This is a genomic window from Rhizobium sp. CF080 (assembly GCF_000282095.2).
In the GTDB taxonomy this organism is placed as follows: Bacteria; Pseudomonadota; Alphaproteobacteria; order Rhizobiales; family Rhizobiaceae; genus Neorhizobium.
The window spans coordinates 935,749-952,569 of the sequence record NZ_AKKC02000002.1 but is presented as its reverse complement, the minus strand read 5'-3'; the positions used below and the strand labels follow the sequence as shown (position 1 = coordinate 952,569).

14 protein-coding genes are annotated in these 16,821 nt (G+C 60.9%); 10 read left to right on the top strand and 4 right to left on the bottom strand.

The window, feature by feature from the left end; genetic code table 11:
• Positions 1 to 54: 54 nt before the first annotated feature.
• From PMI07_RS05770 to PMI07_RS05760, 3 genes are read left to right on the top strand one after another with little or no spacing between them, the layout of a single operon-like run.
• The gene (locus PMI07_RS05770; protein ID WP_024163594.1) at positions 55 to 1,080 is read left to right on the top strand and encodes a branched-chain amino acid ABC transporter permease; all 1,026 of its coding nucleotides are present in this window, start codon (positions 55 to 57) and stop codon (positions 1,078 to 1,080) included.
• A gap of 3 nt (positions 1,081 to 1,083) precedes the next feature.
• Positions 1,084 to 2,853 carry a branched-chain amino acid ABC transporter ATP-binding protein/permease gene (locus tag PMI07_RS05765; RefSeq protein ID WP_007755877.1) on the top strand — a complete coding sequence of 590 codons (1,770 nt, stop codon included), beginning with the start codon at positions 1,084 to 1,086 and terminating at the stop codon, positions 2,851 to 2,853.
• Positions 2,850 to 3,563, top strand: a complete 714-nt coding sequence (locus PMI07_RS05760; protein ID WP_007755873.1) for an ABC transporter ATP-binding protein — start codon at positions 2,850 to 2,852, stop codon at positions 3,561 to 3,563. The genes PMI07_RS05765 and PMI07_RS05760 overlap by 4 nt, the downstream gene beginning before the upstream one ends.
• A 9-nt stretch (positions 3,564 to 3,572) precedes the next feature.
• Here the strand turns inward: PMI07_RS05760 and PMI07_RS05755 are convergent, their stop codons facing one another.
• Positions 3,573 to 5,213 (bottom strand): sulfatase-like hydrolase/transferase, encoded by a 1,641-nt coding sequence (locus PMI07_RS05755; protein ID WP_007755870.1) that lies wholly within the window; start codon positions 5,211 to 5,213, stop codon positions 3,573 to 3,575.
• Positions 5,214 to 5,243: 30 nt separating this feature from the next.
• Here PMI07_RS05755 and PMI07_RS05750 point away from each other — a divergent pair, with 30 nt between their 5' ends.
• Positions 5,244 to 6,170 (top strand): lysylphosphatidylglycerol synthase transmembrane domain-containing protein, encoded by a 927-nt coding sequence (locus PMI07_RS05750; protein WP_007755866.1) that lies wholly within the window; start codon positions 5,244 to 5,246, stop codon positions 6,168 to 6,170.
• A 4-nt stretch (positions 6,171 to 6,174) separates the two neighbouring features.
• Here PMI07_RS05750 and PMI07_RS05745 read toward each other — a convergent pair whose 3' ends face one another.
• Entirely contained in the window at positions 6,175 to 6,924 is a 750-nt protein-coding gene (locus PMI07_RS05745) for an FkbM family methyltransferase (protein ID WP_007755854.1), read from the bottom strand.
• A complete protein-coding gene (locus PMI07_RS05740; RefSeq protein ID WP_007755851.1) occupies positions 6,911 to 7,744 on the bottom strand; it encodes a CDP-alcohol phosphatidyltransferase family protein in 834 nt (277 codons plus the stop codon). The genes PMI07_RS05745 and PMI07_RS05740 overlap by 14 nt, the downstream gene beginning before the upstream one ends.
• Before the next feature lie 180 nt (positions 7,745 to 7,924).
• On the opposite strand from PMI07_RS05740, the gene PMI07_RS05735 reads away from it, so the two are divergent.
• Genes PMI07_RS05735 through PMI07_RS05720 form a run of 4 tightly spaced genes read left to right on the top strand, consistent with a single transcriptional unit; the run spans position 7,925 to position 11,159 of the window.
• On the top strand, positions 7,925 to 8,926 hold the full coding sequence (locus PMI07_RS05735; RefSeq protein WP_024163593.1) for a zinc-binding alcohol dehydrogenase: 1,002 nt from the start codon (positions 7,925 to 7,927) through the stop codon (positions 8,924 to 8,926).
• Positions 8,927 to 8,938: 12 nt separating this feature from the next.
• Positions 8,939 to 9,337, top strand: a complete 399-nt coding sequence (locus PMI07_RS05730) for a 6-carboxytetrahydropterin synthase (protein ID WP_007756091.1) — start codon at positions 8,939 to 8,941, stop codon at positions 9,335 to 9,337.
• Positions 9,334 to 10,377 (top strand): glycosyltransferase family 4 protein, encoded by a 1,044-nt coding sequence (locus PMI07_RS05725; protein WP_007756085.1) that lies wholly within the window; start codon positions 9,334 to 9,336, stop codon positions 10,375 to 10,377. The genes PMI07_RS05730 and PMI07_RS05725 overlap by 4 nt, the downstream gene beginning before the upstream one ends.
• On the top strand, positions 10,374 to 11,159 hold the full coding sequence (locus PMI07_RS05720) for a class I SAM-dependent methyltransferase (RefSeq protein WP_007756081.1): 786 nt from the start codon (positions 10,374 to 10,376) through the stop codon (positions 11,157 to 11,159). The genes PMI07_RS05725 and PMI07_RS05720 overlap by 4 nt, the downstream gene beginning before the upstream one ends.
• Here PMI07_RS05720 and PMI07_RS05715 read toward each other — a convergent pair.
• A complete protein-coding gene (locus PMI07_RS05715; RefSeq protein WP_007756078.1) occupies positions 11,118 to 11,945 on the bottom strand; it encodes a dihydrofolate reductase family protein in 828 nt (275 codons plus the stop codon). The genes PMI07_RS05720 and PMI07_RS05715 overlap by 42 nt on opposite strands.
• A 253-nt stretch (positions 11,946 to 12,198) precedes the next feature.
• On the opposite strand from PMI07_RS05715, the gene PMI07_RS05710 reads away from it, so the two are divergent.
• Complete coding sequence (locus tag PMI07_RS05710) at positions 12,199 to 13,020, top strand: SHOCT domain-containing protein (RefSeq protein WP_007756076.1); 822 nt, start codon at positions 12,199 to 12,201, stop codon at positions 13,018 to 13,020.
• A gap of 1,048 nt (positions 13,021 to 14,068) precedes the next feature.
• Positions 14,069 to 16,792, top strand: a complete 2,724-nt coding sequence (locus tag PMI07_RS05700; RefSeq protein WP_007757969.1) for an ATP-binding domain-containing protein — start codon at positions 14,069 to 14,071, stop codon at positions 16,790 to 16,792.
• Positions 16,793 to 16,821 lie beyond the last annotated feature (29 nt).

Below are 16,821 nucleotides of genomic sequence, written 5' to 3'. Positions count from 1 at the left end.
CCGGGCCTTTTTGCAGCGTCTTTTCGCTTATCGGGGGGAAATTCTTTGGACGCGATGATTGCGACCTTCCTGATCCAGGATGGTGTCACCAACGGCGCGATCTATGCGCTTCTGGGCCTCGCGCTGGTCCTGCTCTTCTCGGTCACGCGGGTGATCTTCATTCCCCAAGGCGAATTCGTCGCCTATGGCGCATTGACGCTGGCGCTTCTCGACGGCGGCAAGGTCCCTGCCACCATCTCGCTCCTCGTCTGCTTCGGCGCGATTGCTTTCCTGTTCGATCTCTGGAGCATGCGCCGCGGCACCGATGCACGCACGTTTCTGCGCAGCCTCGCCCTCAACCTGGTACTCCCCGGTGTGATCTACGGCATCACCATCATGCTTGCGCCGCTGGATCTTCCGTCCGTCGCCAAGGCGTTGCTCACCATCCTGATCATCACCCCCATGGGCGCCTACATCTACCGTATCGCCTACCGGCCGCTTGCTGATGCTTCCGTGCTCGTCCTGCTGATCGCTTCGGTTGGGGTACATCTCGCCATGATGGGGCTTGGTCTCGTCTTCTTCGGCGCCGAGGGGCTGCGCGCCGAACCGCTCGCGGACGACAACTTCAGCATCGGTTCGCTGATGGTGAGCGCCCAGAGCCTCTGCATCTACGGCGCGACGATCGCAATCATCGTCGGCCTCTACCTGTTCTTCGAGCGGACGCTGCTCGGCAAGGCGCTGCGCGCCACCGCCGTCAACCGGCTCGGCGCCCGGCTGGTCGGCGTGCGCACCCATCTGACCGGCGTCACCGCCTTCACGCTGGCGGCTGCGATCGGCGCTGTTTCCGGCGTGCTGATCGGCCCGATCACCACCATCTATTACGACACCGGCTTCCTGATCGGCCTCAAGGGCTTCGTGGCGGCGATCATCGGCGGGCTTGCGAGCTTCCCGATCACCGCGATCGCTGCGATCGGCGTCGGCCTGGTCGAAGCCTTCTCCTCCTTCTTCGCCAGCAGCTACAAGGAGGTCATCGTCTTCGGGCTCATCATCCCCGTGCTGATCTGGCTGTCGCTGAGCCACGGTTTCCACGAGGAGGAGTGAGCGATGAAGATCGAGCGTTGGCTTCCCGGCCTTGCCGGCATCGTTTTCCTGGCGGTCATCCCCCTCCTGCCGGTGCCACCCTACTGGCTGACGATCCTCAACAATATCGGCCTCGCCTCGCTGGTGACGATCGGCCTCGTGCTGCTGACCGGCGTCGGCGGCCTCACCTCCTTCGGACAGGCTGCCTTCTGCGGCTTCGGCGCCTATACGACCGCCGTGCTGAGTACCAATTACGGCGTGTCGCCGTGGCTGACCCTGCCGCTATCGCTGATTGTCGGTGCCGCAACCGCCCTGCCGCTTGGTCTGATCACCGTGCGCCTTTCCGGCCATTTCCTGCCGCTCGGCACCATCGCCTGGGGCCTGGCGCTCTATTATCTGTTCGGCAAGATCGACCTCCTCGGCCGTTATGACGGCATTTCCGGCATCCCGCCGGTTGAAGTCGCCGGCTATCGCTTCCTGAGCGACGGGTCGATCTATTACCTCATCTGGTTCTTCGTGATTGCGGTCGCGATCGGCGCGAAAAACCTGCTCGACTCGCGGATCGGCCGCGGCATCCGCGCCTTGCGCGGCGGCGGACAGGCGGCAGAAGCGTTCGGCGTCAACATCGTTCGCGCCAAGCTCACCGTCTTCGTCTTTGCCGGCGTCGTCGCCGCCCTTTCCGGCTGGCTCTACGCCCATATGCAGCGCTCGGTGAACCCGACGCCATTTGGCCTCAGCATGGGCATCGAATATCTGCTGATGGCCGTGGTCGGCGGTTCCGGCCATGTCTGGGGGGCGATCTTCGGTGCCAGCATCGTGCTGATCCTGAAGGACGTGCTGCAGCGTTTCCTCCCGGATCTGATCGGCACGACCGCCAACTTCGAAATGGTGGTTTTCGGCATCCTGCTGGTGGTGACCCTGCAGCTCGCCCGTGACGGCCTCTGGCCCTTCGTGCTGAAGCTCCTGCCGAAGCGGCCCGCGCGCGCCCTGCCGACCTCTGACGACAAGCTTCCCAAGCGCACGCTCGCGCCAGCCGGCTCGTCCCTCATCAAGGTGGAAAAGGCGCGAAAAGCCTTCGGCGGGCTGGTCGCGGTCAACGACGTCAGTTTCGAAGTGCGCGCTGGCCAGGTCGTCGGGCTGATCGGCCCGAACGGCGCCGGCAAAAGCACGACCTTCAACCTGATCACCGGCCTTGCTTCGCTGACCAGCGGATCGGTGTTCTACGAAGGCCAGCCGATGACCGGCGACAGCCCCCGCGAAGTCGCCAAACACGGCATCGCCCGCACCTTCCAGCACGCAAAGATCCTGCCGGACATGTCGGTGCTGGAAAACGTCGCGCTCGGCGCCCATCTGCGCGGCTCGGCCGGCGTCTTCAGGAGTTTCCTGCGGCTGGAGCGGAGGCAGGAGGCGACGCTGCTTGCGGAGGCCGCCTATCAGCTCGAACGCGTCGGGCTCGGCGCCTATCGCGACCGGCCGGCGGGCGATCTGGCGCTCGGCCAGATCCGCATCCTCGAAATCGCTCGCGCGCTTTCGGCCGATCCAGCCGTGCTGCTGCTAGACGAACCCGCGGCCGGCCTCCGTCACGGCGAAAAACAGGAGCTTGCCAACCTCTTGAAGAAGCTGCGCGAAGAGGGCGTCAGCGTCCTGCTTGTCGAGCACGACATGGGCTTCGTCATGGGTCTCGTCGATCATCTCGTCGTGCTCGACTTCGGCACCCTGATCGCCGAAGGCAAGCCGGCGGACGTGCGCAAACATCCGGCGGTCGTCGCCGCCTATCTCGGAGGTGTCGCATGAACGCGAACCTGCTCGAACTCTCCGGCATTCACGTTTCCTATGGCCGCGCCGAAGTGCTGCACGGCATCTCGCTGAGCATGAAACCCGGCAGCATCGTCACCGTGATCGGCGCAAACGGCGCCGGCAAGTCGACGCTGCTCAATGCCATCATGGGCATCGTCCCCTCCTCCGGCACGATCGTCTACGACGGGAAGCCGGTGCCCCGCTCTGTCGAAGGCCGCGTCGCCGCCGGCCTCTGCCTCGTGCCCGAAAAGCGCGAACTGTTCGCCACCATGTCGGTCGAAGACAATATCGAGCTCGGCGGTTTTCTGCGCAACGCCTCGGAACGCGCCGAAACGCGCGAAGAGGTCTACGCGCGGTTCCCGCGCCTGGCCGAACGCCGCAAGCAGCTGGCCGGCACGCTGTCCGGCGGCGAGCGGCAGATGCTGGCGCTCGGCCGCGCCCTGATGAGCCGGCCGCGCCTGCTGCTCCTCGACGAACCGAGCCTCGGCCTGGCGCCGAAGATCGTCATCGATATCCTCAACATCGTTTCGGAACTGCGTAAGACCGGCGTCTCCATTCTGCTCGTCGAGCAGAATGCCCGCGCAGCGCTCGAAATCGCCGACGAAGGTTATCTGGTCGAACTCGGCGAAGTCCGCCTTTCGGGTCCCGCCAGCGAACTCTCCGTCAATCCGGCGCTGATGGAAAGCTATCTCGGCACCCATTCCTGAGACAGCTCGTCAATCGAAACTCTCGACCAGCTTCCGGCGGAATTCGTCCATGCGATAAACCGGCGTCGCCTGTAGCGGAATCATGCCCTTCTGCCAGCTCCATTCATCGAGCCGCTTCAGGAGATCCGGATTGCCGGTAACGATATGCATCGGCACGTCGCGCGAGGCGACTTCGCCGGTGATGATCGATGCCGGCTGGTGGTCGCCGAGCAGGATGAACAGCGTGTTCTTGCCGTAGCGCGCCATGTAGGAACCGAGTGTTTCGAGCGTGTAGTCGATCGAGGTGAGGTATTGCGCCCGAACGCGGTTCGGATCGGCCCAGACGACCGAGGGTGGATCGCCGCTTTCCGCCTGCGCATTAAAGACCGTACCATCGCCGATCCGGTCCCAATCGACCAACGAGGGAAGCGGTGTCCAGGGCGCATGGCTGGAGATCAGCGCCATTTCCGCCATGACCGGCTTGTGGCCGGGTGACCGCTCCAGCCTCTCGAAAGCTTCGAGCGTGAACTGGTCCGGCATCGTCACCCAGTTGAACGGCTTGCCGTGATAGCCAAGGCCAGCGGCGGCATGGATGCCATCATAACCGAAATAACCGGCCTCCGGCCAGTCGAGCGTGATAGCCGGCATCACCGCCGTCGTGCGCCAGCCGGAGGAGCGGAAGAGGTTGTTGAGGCTCGTCCGCTCGCTGGTGATCATCCGGTCGTAACGCCCCTGATTATCGACCCAGAGGCCTGACAACAGGGTGCCATGCGCCAGCCAGCTGATGCCACCGACTGTCGGCGACGTGAGCCAGCCGCTGCGCGCCTCCAGCCCCGCCGCTTCGATCTCTTTCTCCACGGAGGTCAGCCGGCTGTTGATGCGCGCCGCATAACGCGAATCCTCGATTGCGTTGCGGCCATAGGATTCGATGAAGATCAGGACGACGTCGGTGCCGGCAAGCGCCGAGAAATGCGGACCGGGGGGAATCGGATCCTGCTTCAATTCGTCCTCGAAGCGGGTGAGATCGGCAATCGAGTCCTTCACCATGCTGATGCGGTTGACGACATAGGAAGCGGCATGCGCTTCGACCCCGAGATCGCGACGATCGGGGTTCTGCACCACCAGCGCAGCAAGTCCGATCAACAGCGCCGCGCTGCTGATGAGAACGGACTTGCGCCGGCCTCCGAATGAGAGGCGCCGAAAACCGCCGAGCGACCAATAAACAATGACGGCGACAACCAACCAGGCCAGAAGACCAACGCAGACGATTCCAACCGCCTCGGTGATGCCCAGGGCGCCGCTCAGGAGATTCCAGCCGTCGGTCAGGATCTTGAGGTCGAGATAGGGATTGAACGGCCGCTGGAAGGCGATGCCGGTGCCGATATCCGCAAGCTTCAGGAACAGCATTGCGGCAAGCAGCAGGGTGACGATCCAGCGCAGAAGAGAAAAGCTGATCCCCGTCATCACCGATGCCAGCAGCGCGATCCCGACAACCTCCAGCGGAAACCGCTGCTCCGAAAATTCGCTGAAATTGGAAGGCAGGGCCAGAATCGCGACCATGATCGCAAGCGCGATCGTGATCCTCGGAATCGGCGATCCGTTTGCCTTGCGTTGCGCGATATGCCCTATGCTGACGGCGTCACTCTGGCGGAAAGGCCTAGACTCGTTCATGCGCTGCTGTTCCTGCAAAACCCTGCGCTCATGCGTTTTCTGAAACTTATAAGCCTATCTGCGGCCCTCGCACTTCTCATTGCCGTGATCCTGCGCTTCGATCCGCAGCGGATTGCCGCAGGTCTCGCCTCGGCCAACCCGGCCTATGTGATTGCGGGGCTGCTCTTGGTGCAGGTGCAGATCGGGCTCTCGGCGCTCCGTTGGCGGTTTACGGCGGCCCGGCTGGGTCAGCACCTGGGTATGGGTCAGGCGATCGGCGACTATTATCTGGGAACGCTGCTCAATCAGCTCCTGCCGGGTGGAGTGGCAGGCGATGCGGTTCGCGCTGTTCGCAACCGCGCTCATGGTGAAGGAGGCTGGAAAGTGCCAGCTCAGGCCGTAGTCTTCGAGCGGATCGCCGGACAGGGCGTATTCTTTCTCGTCGCCACCGTCGGCGTCATGCTCTGGCCGTTTCTGGGCGGTGCGACGATCCCGGAAGACCTGCGCCATCTTCTCTCCGGCTTCGCGCTCGCCGTCGCAAGCCTCGCCATCGTGTTTATGCTGGCGCTCTGTTTCCCACCGCGCCGCATCCAGCCGAAGCTTGGGAAGCTGAAGACCGCCCTCGCGCAGGTCTTTTTGCGGGATAGAGCCTGGATCGTGCAGTCCTTGTTCAGCGTCGTCATCGTCGCAAGCTATATCGCCATGTTCATGCTCGCCTCGGCGGCTGTCGGCGCGCCCTTGCCGGCGCTTGCAACAATCACTGCCATTCCACTCTGTCTGCTGATGATGCTGATCCCTGCCACGATCGCGGGGTGGGGCGCCAGAGAGGCGGCCGCGGCGGCGCTCTGGCCGCTCTTCGGTTATACCGCGTCCGACGGCGTGGCCGCCAGCATTCTCTACGGCATCCTAGCACTTGTGGGCGCCGCGCCCGGCCTGGTGTTCGTCCTGGCGGCACTTTTCAGCAGACGGAACCGCTGATCTTTCAGCCCTCCACCCAGGCATAGATATCGCCGGACGACGTCTGGTCGGAAAGGCCGGCAATCTCGCCCAGCATGGCATCGGCGGCAATCCATTCGTCATGGACGAACCGATGCCGCTCGCCTTCGACCCGGTTGAAGCGATAGGGGCCGAGTTTCCGCAAATGGCCGATCGCCTCTTCGGCGATTTCCATCGTTGCCGGAATATATTCGAAGGCGATCAACGGGATGCGGTTGTGCAGCCCGGCGATGATATCCGCCTCCGCGCCCTCCACATCGATCTTGCAGAAGGCCGGCAGGCCGTATTCTTCGATCAGCGCATCGAGTGTCGTCATTTCCACCCGCTCGACCCGGTCCCAGGTGACGTTGCGGAACCCAGAGGTCTTCTCGACTTTCGAAATCCACGACGAGGAAATGCTCGTCACGGTCGGATGGCGGCTGGAAATGTGCAGATCGACGCTGCCGGGCTCCTTGCCGACCGCCTTGCGCAGCAGCGTCAGTTCTTCGCCGGCAAAGGATTTCGCCATGAAGTCCGCAAACACGGGCTGCGGCTCGAGAGCGACGATCCTGGCGCCGAGGGACAGAAGCGTGCGGCTGCGGCTGCCGGCATGCGCCCCGATATCAAAGACGAGATCCCCCTTGCGGATAAGGCCGGCATAAAACCGCTTCAGGGAAAAGCGCCGCCATGGCTGGCCATAATAGATCAGCAGCGAGCGCGTCAGCCCCAGAAAGGCGGAAAAATCAGGTCGCGACATGAGGGTTCCTGCTCGCGTTCACGAGGAAGACCACATCCACGGCGAAGGAATAGGTGAGCAAGGCGAGCGCCGCGGCCGCCAGCAGGGTGGAAAACGGCGAGGTAATGACCGGAAACAGCATCAGACAAAGCGCCACGCCCTGCACGACGCAAATCGCCTTGCGACGCATCGACTGCGGCAGCTCGCCCTTCAGCGCCGGAAAGATCGTCTGCGCCGCCACATAGCCATACCGCATCAGGCCGATCAGCAGGACCCAGAGCCCGGCCTTGCCGAGCAGCACGGCCGCGAGCGACAGGAAAAGGATCAGCAGTGCATCCACTTCCATGTCGAAACGCGCGCCGAATTGCGAGACGGTGTGGGTCTGCCGGGCGAGAAAACCGTCGAAACCATCGAGAAGCAGCGCGAAGGCAATCACGAAGCCAAGCATCCACGAGGCACTCTGGTCGAAACCCGCGCCAAATTGCGGCGACGCCAGCACCAGGCCGCCCATGACCGCCGTAAGTGCTGCCCGGATCGTCGTCACGATATTGGCCGCGCCGAAACGCGCGTGCCCGTGCATGCGCAGATTGCCGAGCGCGATGGCGGAGATCCCCGCATAGATGATGAAGGCACAGCCGGCGGCGGCCGTATCGATGCCGATCAGGTCGCCGAAGAAATGCATCGCCGCAACGAGCGCAGCAGCAACGGTCATGGTCACCGCATAGGCATCCAGGGAGAGCAGGCGGTGAGCTCTGCGCGCCGCCCGGCGATCCAGCGGCCCGGCATTCAGCCAGTCAGCCATCGGCCGTGCCTCGCTCATCCCATGCATGATGTGAAACATTCATGACGCTCTCCTCACAGGCATTACATGGAGAACAGTACGATGTGCAGCAAAGGCTGGATCCGCAAAACCGGCGTCAAATAAACGTGATAGCGATATCGCCCTCTCGCAGAACAACTCCCTTGCCGTCACCGTTGAAGCCTCTAGGTCTGGATTGTTATGGCGTGAAAGGTGTTACGTGTGACAAGGCGTGAAACAGCTCCGAATGCGGAGACGCAGAAGGACGGAACAGCCCTCTGGATCGAGGGGACTGGCCGTTGCGCACTTCGGCACGAGAAGCTGCCGGCGGAGGGCGAAGGGGAGGTTGTCGTCCGTACGCTTTACAGCGGCATCAGCCGCGGCACCGAATCACTGGTCTTTGCCGGGCAGGTGCCGGAAAGCGAATACGAGCGCATGCGTGCCCCGCATCAGGCCGGCCAATTCCCCTTCCCGGTGAAATACGGCTATGCCGCCGTGGGCGTGGTCGAAGAAGGGCCCGAACGCCTCGTCGGCAAAGCGGTGTTCTGCCTGCATCCCCATCAGGACCGTTTTCGCGTGCCCGTTTCCGCCACCCACCTCCTTCCGGAAGGCTTATCCCCACACCGCGCCGTGCTGGCCGCCAATATGGAAACCGCGCTCAATATCACTTGGGACGCAGGCATCCAGCCGGGTGACCGCGTGGCCGTTTTCGGCGCTGGCGTCGTCGGACTTCTGGTCGCCTACCTCGCCTCGCGGATCATCGGCACCGAAGTGGTGATTTCCGATGTCGAGCCGGAGCGTGCCGAAACCGCCAAGGCTCTCAGTCTCCGATTTTCGCTTGCCGATGATGTGCCCCATGACTGCGACGGGCTGATCAACGCTTCCGCTTCGGCCGACGCTCTGGTATCCGCGCTCGATCATGCCGGTTTCGAAGCACGGATCGTCGAGGCAAGCTGGTATGGCGAAAAGCACGTGGAGATCCCGCTTGGGCATGCTTTCCATGCCAAGCGCCTTTCCATCGTGAGCTCGCAGGTCGCCTCGCTGCCGCCCGGGCGGCGGGCCCGCTGGGATACGAGGCGACGCATGGGCAAGGCGCTTCAGCTTCTCGCCGACGACAGGCTCGACCACCTGATTTCGGGCGAAACGCCGTTTGTAACCCTCGCCGCCGATTATGCCGGGATTATCGGCTCGGCCGCCACGCTCTGTCATCGCATCAGGTACTGAAGGAAATCCCGCATGTTCGCCGTCGAAGTCCGTGATCACATCATGATCGCGCATAGTCTGGCCCGCCCGGTTTTCGGCCCCGCCCAGGGCATGCATGGGGCAACCTTCGTGGTCGACGCCGCCTTCTTCACCAGCGATCTGGACGACAACGGCCTTGCGGTGGATATCGGGCTCGCGACCGACGTTCTGAAGGAAGTGCTGGCACCGCTCAACTACCAGAACCTCGACACGCTGGAGATTTTCGCCGGCAAGGTGACGACCACCGAATTCCTCGCCAAACACATCTTCGACCGTATCGCCGAGGCCATCAGGAATGGTCGGCTCGGCGAGGGCGGCACACGCATCCGCAAACTGCGGGTCATGCTGCATGAATCGCATACCGCTCGCGGCTGGTTCGAGGCCGAGCTGTGAACCGCCTTCTGTATTTTGCCTATCCTGGCGACCTAGAAACCCGCACCGGTGGTTATGGTTACGACCGGCGCGCCGCTTCGGCCCTTGGCGATCTCGGCTGGAATATCCAACTTATTTCCCTCGGAGAAGGTTTCCCAAATCCGAACCCCAGACAGCTCGACGATGCCGGGCGAAGGCTTTCCGAACTTGCAGATGACAGCTTTGTGCTGATCGACGGCCTGGCCTTCGGCGTGATGGACGAATGGGCGAGCCGCGAGGCAAAACGCCTGAAGATCATGGCGCTCGTGCATCATCCGCTGGCACTGGAGACGGGGCTCGACAGTGGCCAGCAGGCAGCAGCGGCCGCCCGGGAGAAGACGGCATTGGCACAGACCCGCGGCGTGATCGTCACGTCACATGCCACCGCTGCCGAACTCGCCGCCCATTACGCTGTTCCCGCCGAAAGGATTACGGTTGCCATTCCGGGCATGGACCCCGCACCACTGGCCGCCGGTGGCGGCGACCCGCCCTTGATCCTCAGCATCGGCACACTGACCCGCCGCAAGGGGCACGACGTTCTGATCGCTTCGCTCGAAAAGCTGCGTGATCTGCGATGGAATTGCCGCATCGTCGGCAGCAAGACACTCGATCCTGGCGTCGCAGCAGAACTCGAACGCCAGATCGCCCAATCCGGGCTCGGTGACCGCATCGAACTTACCGGCCAGATCGACGACACGCGCTCGGAATTCGCCAAGGCTGACATCTTCGCGCTCGCGAGCCGCTATGAAGGTTACGGCATGGTGTTTGCCGAAGCGCTCGCCCAGGGCCTGCCGATCGTCGGCTGCGTGGCAGGGGCCGTGCCGGACATCGTGCCGAAAAGCGCGGGCTTCCTTGTGCCACCAGACGATCGGCAAGCTTTTGCCGCCGCTCTGCGACGGCTGCTGGAGGAACCCGAAACCCGCGTTTCCATGGCCGATGCCGCAGCGATCGCCGGCGCCAAGCTTCCTTCCTGGCGGGACACAGCCGTTATCATCTCCAACTTTCTGGAAGAGGCGCGATGAGCGGCTTCGACAAGCATTGGCTGGCGCTGCGCGAACCCGTGGACGTTCGCGCCCGAAACGAGAACCTTCTGAAGGCGGCGCTCGAAGCGGCCGAAAGCGCATCGCCCGCAGCAATCCTCGATATCGGCTGCGGCACCGGCTCGACCTTCCGAGCGCTCTCGCCCAGGCTTCGGAAGCCGGCTCATTTTCGGCTTTTCGACTCCGACCAGCGGCTCCTGAACGAAGCGCATCGCCTGCATGGCGATGTGGTCGAACTCATCCAGGGCGATCTCAACGGGACCGAAGCGTTGCCGCTCGCTGATGTCAATCTCGTCACCGCCTCCGCGCTCTTCGACCTCTGTTCGGAACAATTCATTCGCCGCTTCGTCGCCCACGTCTCACAGACAGGCGCCAGCCTCTACGCGGCCCTGAACTATGACGGCCGGATGCGCTGGTCGAAACCGCATCCCCTGGATGAAGCGGTCGAAGCGAACTTCAACGCACACCAGCTGAGCGACAAGGGTTTCGGGGCTTCCCTCGGCCCCGCGGCCTGGAAAATCCTGGCCGATTGCCTTGAGGAGAGCGGTTATGCGGTGATGACAGCCGAAAGCCCCTGGGTGATGACCGTCGACGATCGCGAACTGCAGTTCCTGTTCCTCGATGGCGTGATCCGTGCTGTCTATGAATACGGCCAGCTGGACGAGAGCGAGATCCGGGACTGGGCCGATTTCCGGCGGAAAATGGTCGATCGGGACGGCAGCCTATGCGAGGTCGGCCATCAGGATATCCTCGCGATCCGCTGAAGCGGTCCCATGCCGCATTTCAGCGCGGAAATTACAATCGAACACGATGTCCGTGCCGATATTGTAGACCTGAACCTCCGGACGGCGTGCTTCCGACAGCCGGTCGATCGGCGAAAGCCGGATGCCAGCGGGACCCGAGCCGATGATGATCGGCGCGACCGACACATGCAGCCGGTCGATCAGCTGCGCATCGACGAAGCGGGAAATCGTATTCGCTCCGCCTTCGACGAGCACGGTGGTTAGGCCGCGTTCGGCCAGCGCTTCGAGAATATCGGGCGGCGCGAGCCCTCCATCCGCCTGGCGCGGTAGCTGGATAACCGCATGACGGCTGCTGCGGAGCGGGACGTCGTCGGCCTGCAGAACAAGCACGGGTGCGCCTCCGTCATGCAGCATCTTTGCACGCTCCGGCATGCGGCCGTTGCAATCCACCACGACGCGCACCGGGCTTCTGCCGCTGACGGCACGCACCGAAAGGCTAGGATTGTCGGCAACCACCGTCCCGACGCCGACGACCACCGCGTCCACCAGCGCCCGGCACCGGTGCAGATGAGCAATCCCGTCACATCCCGACACATCCTGGGCATCGCCGGTCGGAGTCGCGACGCGGCCATCCAGAGACTGACCGACCTGGGCCAGAACCATCGGCTCGCCGCGGATCGCGATGGGCCTGTAGAGCGACAGGCAGGACGCATCGACATCAGTGGAAAGCGCAACCGGGCGCACGGAGCCCTCACGAAGCGAAAGCAGATGCTGCCACAGCTCTTCGGTCATCCTTACTGATCGCATATTCCGCCTCGTCTTCCGGCCGAAAAGAAAGAATGCCGGCATCTCTTAAAGGTTCCTCGCCCGCAACACTCTCCTGTAGCTGTAATACGAGCGGAAAATTTCACCAGATCAACATTCCGTCAATGGTCTAGCTGGAGAAGGCATCAAGCCGATGTCCCCGCCAGTATCCGATAGTCGCGATGCGATCTGCGTGGGTATCCCCAAAGCCGCGCAAATGTAGTAGATGAAGCCCGGCCAATCGAGTGCAGCTGTGATGAGAGATACCCAGGAACAGAATATTATCGAAGGCCTGTCCCTGCGGCACGGGTTCAGCTCTGGTGTGGTCGAGCATCTTGCGATGGCCTTGACCGCCGGGCATGCCAGCCAGGCACAGTTCAACCATGTCGAGCTTGGCGGCATGGGGCAATGGTCAAGTGGTGGCATGATCATGATCGGTGACATGTTCAACAATGGGCTGAAACACCGGGTGGATATGCTTTGCTCGGAGATCGCCGCTTATATCCGGTCTGGTGAACTCTCCGGCCCGAAAGTGGATCGGCCGTATCAATCCCAGAGCCAGGGAGATGGAAACAGCTTCTTTTACCAGTCAAGTTCGCATGGCAGTTCTTGGCCGCAACAGCTCGGCCAGCCCTCATCGACCGGCGCGCAGAACAATCTTCGCTATGCTTTCTTTCCGGCAAGCCGACGCCTGGCCATTGATGTAAACGGGCAAATCACGGTTTACGATACAAGGGACCATAACATCGGCGGCTTTTCGCAGCAGCAGAGCGGCGACCAGTCGCTGACCTTCACCTCACAGCATGGCCTCGTGCGCGTATCGGAACTGGAGATCGTATCTGCCGTCGATAACGCGCCGGCCCCAAAAGAAGAGCGGCAAACGCCGTCAGCCCAGAGCGAGCAGGCCGCTATCCAATCCGTGGCGCCTCAGAATACGAATGTTCTCTCCGCGCCGGCAGGTTTCGATCCCGACGACATCTTCAGCAAGATTGAGCGACTTGCTGGTCTGCATTCGAAAGGCATACTTTCCGACGATGAATTTGCGGCCAAGAAGACCGAACTGCTTCAACGGTTGTAGGGTTTAGGCCAGCAGCTCAGATATCTCGAAATAGGTGTTCGCGACGAAGCATGGACCCGGCGGGTTCTAAACCGAAATGCCATGAGGTTTGCAGCCAGGCGGGTCGTAGCGTCAGTGTGGCTCGAGCCGATGCCCCGCCATGGTCAAGCACGTCCAGAAATGGACATCAGAGGGAAGACACGGGCAACCCAGGCGCTCGATAGGTGACATTCATAATGGCGGAGAGGGTGGGACTCTTCCCCAATTAGCCGCACGATACCCAGTTTTGCAGGGTTCTCGGCAAACCGCTGATGCAAAAGCACCGTTTGCGATACCTGAAGCGATACCACGCGCGATACCGGATCTCAAGAGAGCGAGCAGGCAAGCAGCCTAAGTATTCTACCGGCTAAACGCTGTGACTGCTTCAACGATCCGCGGGGACAAATCCGGAGGCTACACCAAGAAGGAGTTTGCCAGCTAACGGGTAGTTTTCCATCCCAAAGTATGAGAGCTCGTCGACTGGTCGCCGCGTGACGCTGAAGATGATGCTCGGTGCGATCGGCGACCTTGTTTGACCGGCGACCGTCTGGAACTTCTTGATGTACTGATCGTCAACGTACTGGTCCGCAACTCGTATACCCCACGCCCAAAACGATTCGATCCTGATCGGTGCGGGCGGGTCTGCGAACGCGGCGCCGCTCCACGACTTGACGTGCGCCGCGGTGTATCGCACCGTCGATCACAGCCTGCCTCAAAGCATCAGCGCTCGTTTCACAGCACCAGATTTGCGTCGGCGCGATTGGCAAGTGGTGGCCAGGGAAATCGGGTTGAACAGTGGGTCGAATGTTAGGCGGGTCGAGGAACTTGGGCAGCGGTTGGTAGCGAGTGCGAGGGAGTTGCGATGCGAATGTGGGAACCGCTGGCGATCCGAGAAGCTCTGGAGCGGCGACATTGCTGACGGCGCAACATTTTGTTGTGCTTTCAAGTTGCAAAACCACTTTACAGTGCGCGCTATTTGATCAAGATTTGGGGAAAATCAAATGTTTACTTCGGGCAGGAACAATCAACGATGGATGAAGTCGGGGCAGTCATAGAAAATGCGGCGAGGACATCTCTCGACTGCATGGAGAAGATTGCGCGCAAGGTTGACGCGGATGCAGAGAGGCCGCTCACCGAAGCGGTCGGGCAATTTGCGTACGTCAATTCTGTCACGGCACCTAATCAGGTGGAGGAGTATGCGAAGGTGCGCCGCGAAACCGCGGCCTCTCTCGGGCGGCTTCGCAAGGAGCCGCTCCTAGCGCGTGTCGATTTCGAGGATGAAGATGGCAGGCCTGATGCTATTTTCATTGCGCCGTCTGCGCCGCCAGGGGGACTTGGTGGGCTGCGTGTTGCCAGCCTCAATTCCCCAGTCGGAAGTATTGCATCCAGAACGCCCGGCGCTGAATACACGGTCAAGATCGGAGGTCGCGAACAAAATGTTCTGATCACTGCCGTCACGAAGCTGTATCCTGAGAAGCGCGCGAACGAGTGGGATTCCGTCAACAGCTTGATTAGCTTGCGGGGTGGGAACCGCACAGTGCCCTCGCTGGTACGCTATCTCAAAAGCGGGACATCTGGCCTTAAGCCCACTGAAGAGCAGGAGGATGTACTCGCGCAAATCCTCGCGGCAGCGGAGCAAAGCGCCCTTATGATATCGGGCATCGTTCGACCCGAGGTCGACGGTGTTACCTTGCGCCAGCAACGAATCGTCGACGAGTATCAGGACGAAATCTTCCGCATGCCAATCAACCGGAGACTGTTCCTCTCTGGTCCGCCGGGTACCGGCAAAACCACAACATTGATACGCAGGCTGGGTCAGAAAGTCGATTTAAATGAAGATGCGCTCTCAGAGATGGAACGGGCGGCAATTCGGCGAGCTGGCGAGCTTGCCGATCATCCAAGAAGCTGGATGCTGTTTTCACCGACTGAGCTGCTCAAGCAATATGTGAGGGAAAACTTTGGTCGGGAAGGCGTCCCGGTATCTGAAGAGAACATCAAAACCTGGAGCCAGTACCGTGAAGAAGTGGCCCGTGACTATCTCGGGCTATTGAACACAACCAACCGCAAGGGTCTGTTTGTTCTCGCGAAAGAAAGCCAAGATTATCTGGCTGCACGATGCGGTTCATCTCAAGACGCCACCTGGTATGATACCTTTGTAGAATATTTTTGGGCGGCTGTCGGCAATGATCTAACGTCCGAGGCAGACGCGCTTGCCCGATCGTCTGACCCCGAGGTGTCGAGGATTGGAGCAAGAGTTGCCAGCGTCATAGCCGCTCAACGGCGTGGCACCGATGGCAATATAATCGTGGAACTGGCTCGCGTTCGAGAGGAACTGCACCAGGCACTATCTCGTCTGCAGACAGAGTTCGGAAAAATATCTGACGGCTTGCTGAGAATCTTACTGACGTCGGACAAGCAGTTCTTGGATAAGTTCGGCAAGATCTCGGCAGAACTTAGCCGGGGTCAGCAGGAAGAACAGGAAGAGGAGGACGCGGACGAGGTTTTCGATGCCGAAGACGATGACGAAGCTTCAGTCCCAACGTCTCAGACCGTTCAAGCAGCTTACTTACGTTATTCGAAACTCTTGAGGACTTTCGCCAACGCTCGTTCGAACGGCAAACGGCCTGGACCGAGAACCTATGGCGGCAAATTGTCCGCTTGGCTGGGTGAGGATCGACTTCCTAATGACGAGCAGATGAAGCAGCTTGCGCAGATTTCGCGGTCCCAGCGAAGGATACGGAAATTCCTTCGCCCGGATCGCCTCATGATGCGTTCGATTATCCCAAAATTTCGGGGCTTTCGAGCGGAGGAGGCTTTTTCAAGTAAATGGTACAGGCTATCGCCATCGTCCAACTCGGTTATCTCGTGGCAGGAACTAGATCTATTGATGCTGGCCACGATGCGAATTGGCGCGGAGGTCAACAGCAGGCTTGCTCAAGTCCCTGGCGTCGAGCCCCCAAGCCGAGGTGTCCTGGCCAACATCCGCTCCCTTTATCGCAATCAGATCCTAGTCGACGAGGTGACGGACTTCTCACTTATTCAACTAGCCCTGATGCATCAGCTTGCTCATCCGAGCCTGCACTCCTTCTTTGTATGCGGTGATTTTAACCAGCGTTTGACGGAATGGGGTATAACTTCCGACCACGATTTTGATTGGATCAGCAAGAATTTCGAGCGACGCTCTGTATCAATTTCCTATCGCCAGACGCGGAAGCTGGTGGAGCTCGCAAGTGCTGTAACTGCCCTTGATGGCTCAAGCCAGGAAGTAAGTCTGCCGGACTTCAATGACCTCGAAGGGATCGCTCCGGTGTGGGGAGATGGGCTGAATACGGTCGAGGCTAAAGCTCATTGGCTCCGGGAGCGCATCGGAGAGATCGAAGCGAGGGACAATCGGCTTCCTTCCATTGCCGTTCTGGTCAACAGTGAGGACGACGTCGAGCCTTTGGCACTCGAGCTCAACAAATTGCTGCGCGACATCAATTACAATGCTGAGGCATGCAAGGACGGTAAGTCGATTGGGAGCGAGAAGACCATAAGGGTCTTCGATATCCAGCACATTAAAGGGTTGGAGTTTCAGGCGGCGTTCTTCATGGACATGGATGGCCTCATCCAGAGAAAACCAAGCTTGTTCAATAAATTCCTCTACGTTGGTGCAACGCGAGCGGCTACGTACTTCGGTCTTACTTTTTCTGGCAAAGTGCCGCCTGACATGGCCCCAATATCCGAGCACTTCACAGATCGGTGGGAAAGCTGAGATTACCTTGTGGATGCAGCAGGTTAAGG

What these genes read in the sequence shown, in the direction of transcription:
- PMI07_RS05770 (WP_024163594.1), top strand. Translation starts at nt 55, where the DNA reads ATGATTGCGACCTTCCTGATCCAGGATGGTGTCACCAACGGCGCGATC.
- PMI07_RS05765 (WP_007755877.1), top strand. Translation starts at nt 1,084, where the DNA reads ATGAAGATCGAGCGTTGGCTTCCCGGCCTTGCCGGCATCGTTTTCCTG.
- PMI07_RS05760 (WP_007755873.1), top strand. Translation starts at nt 2,850, where the DNA reads ATGAACGCGAACCTGCTCGAACTCTCCGGCATTCACGTTTCCTATGGC.
- PMI07_RS05755 (WP_007755870.1), bottom strand. Translation starts at nt 5,213, where the DNA reads ATGAACGAGTCTAGGCCTTTCCGCCAGAGTGACGCCGTCAGCATAGGG.
- PMI07_RS05750 (WP_007755866.1), top strand. Translation starts at nt 5,244, where the DNA reads ATGCGTTTTCTGAAACTTATAAGCCTATCTGCGGCCCTCGCACTTCTC.
- PMI07_RS05745 (WP_007755854.1), bottom strand. Translation starts at nt 6,924, where the DNA reads ATGTCGCGACCTGATTTTTCCGCCTTTCTGGGGCTGACGCGCTCGCTG.
- PMI07_RS05740 (WP_007755851.1), bottom strand. Translation starts at nt 7,744, where the DNA reads ATGTTTCACATCATGCATGGGATGAGCGAGGCACGGCCGATGGCTGAC.
- PMI07_RS05730 (WP_007756091.1), top strand. Translation starts at nt 8,939, where the DNA reads ATGTTCGCCGTCGAAGTCCGTGATCACATCATGATCGCGCATAGTCTG.
- PMI07_RS05720 (WP_007756081.1), top strand. Translation starts at nt 10,374, where the DNA reads ATGAGCGGCTTCGACAAGCATTGGCTGGCGCTGCGCGAACCCGTGGAC.
- PMI07_RS05715 (WP_007756078.1), bottom strand. Translation starts at nt 11,945, where the DNA reads ATGCGATCAGTAAGGATGACCGAAGAGCTGTGGCAGCATCTGCTTTCG.
- PMI07_RS05710 (WP_007756076.1), top strand. Translation starts at nt 12,199, where the DNA reads ATGAGAGATACCCAGGAACAGAATATTATCGAAGGCCTGTCCCTGCGG.
- PMI07_RS05700 (WP_007757969.1), top strand. Translation starts at nt 14,069, where the DNA reads ATGGATGAAGTCGGGGCAGTCATAGAAAATGCGGCGAGGACATCTCTC.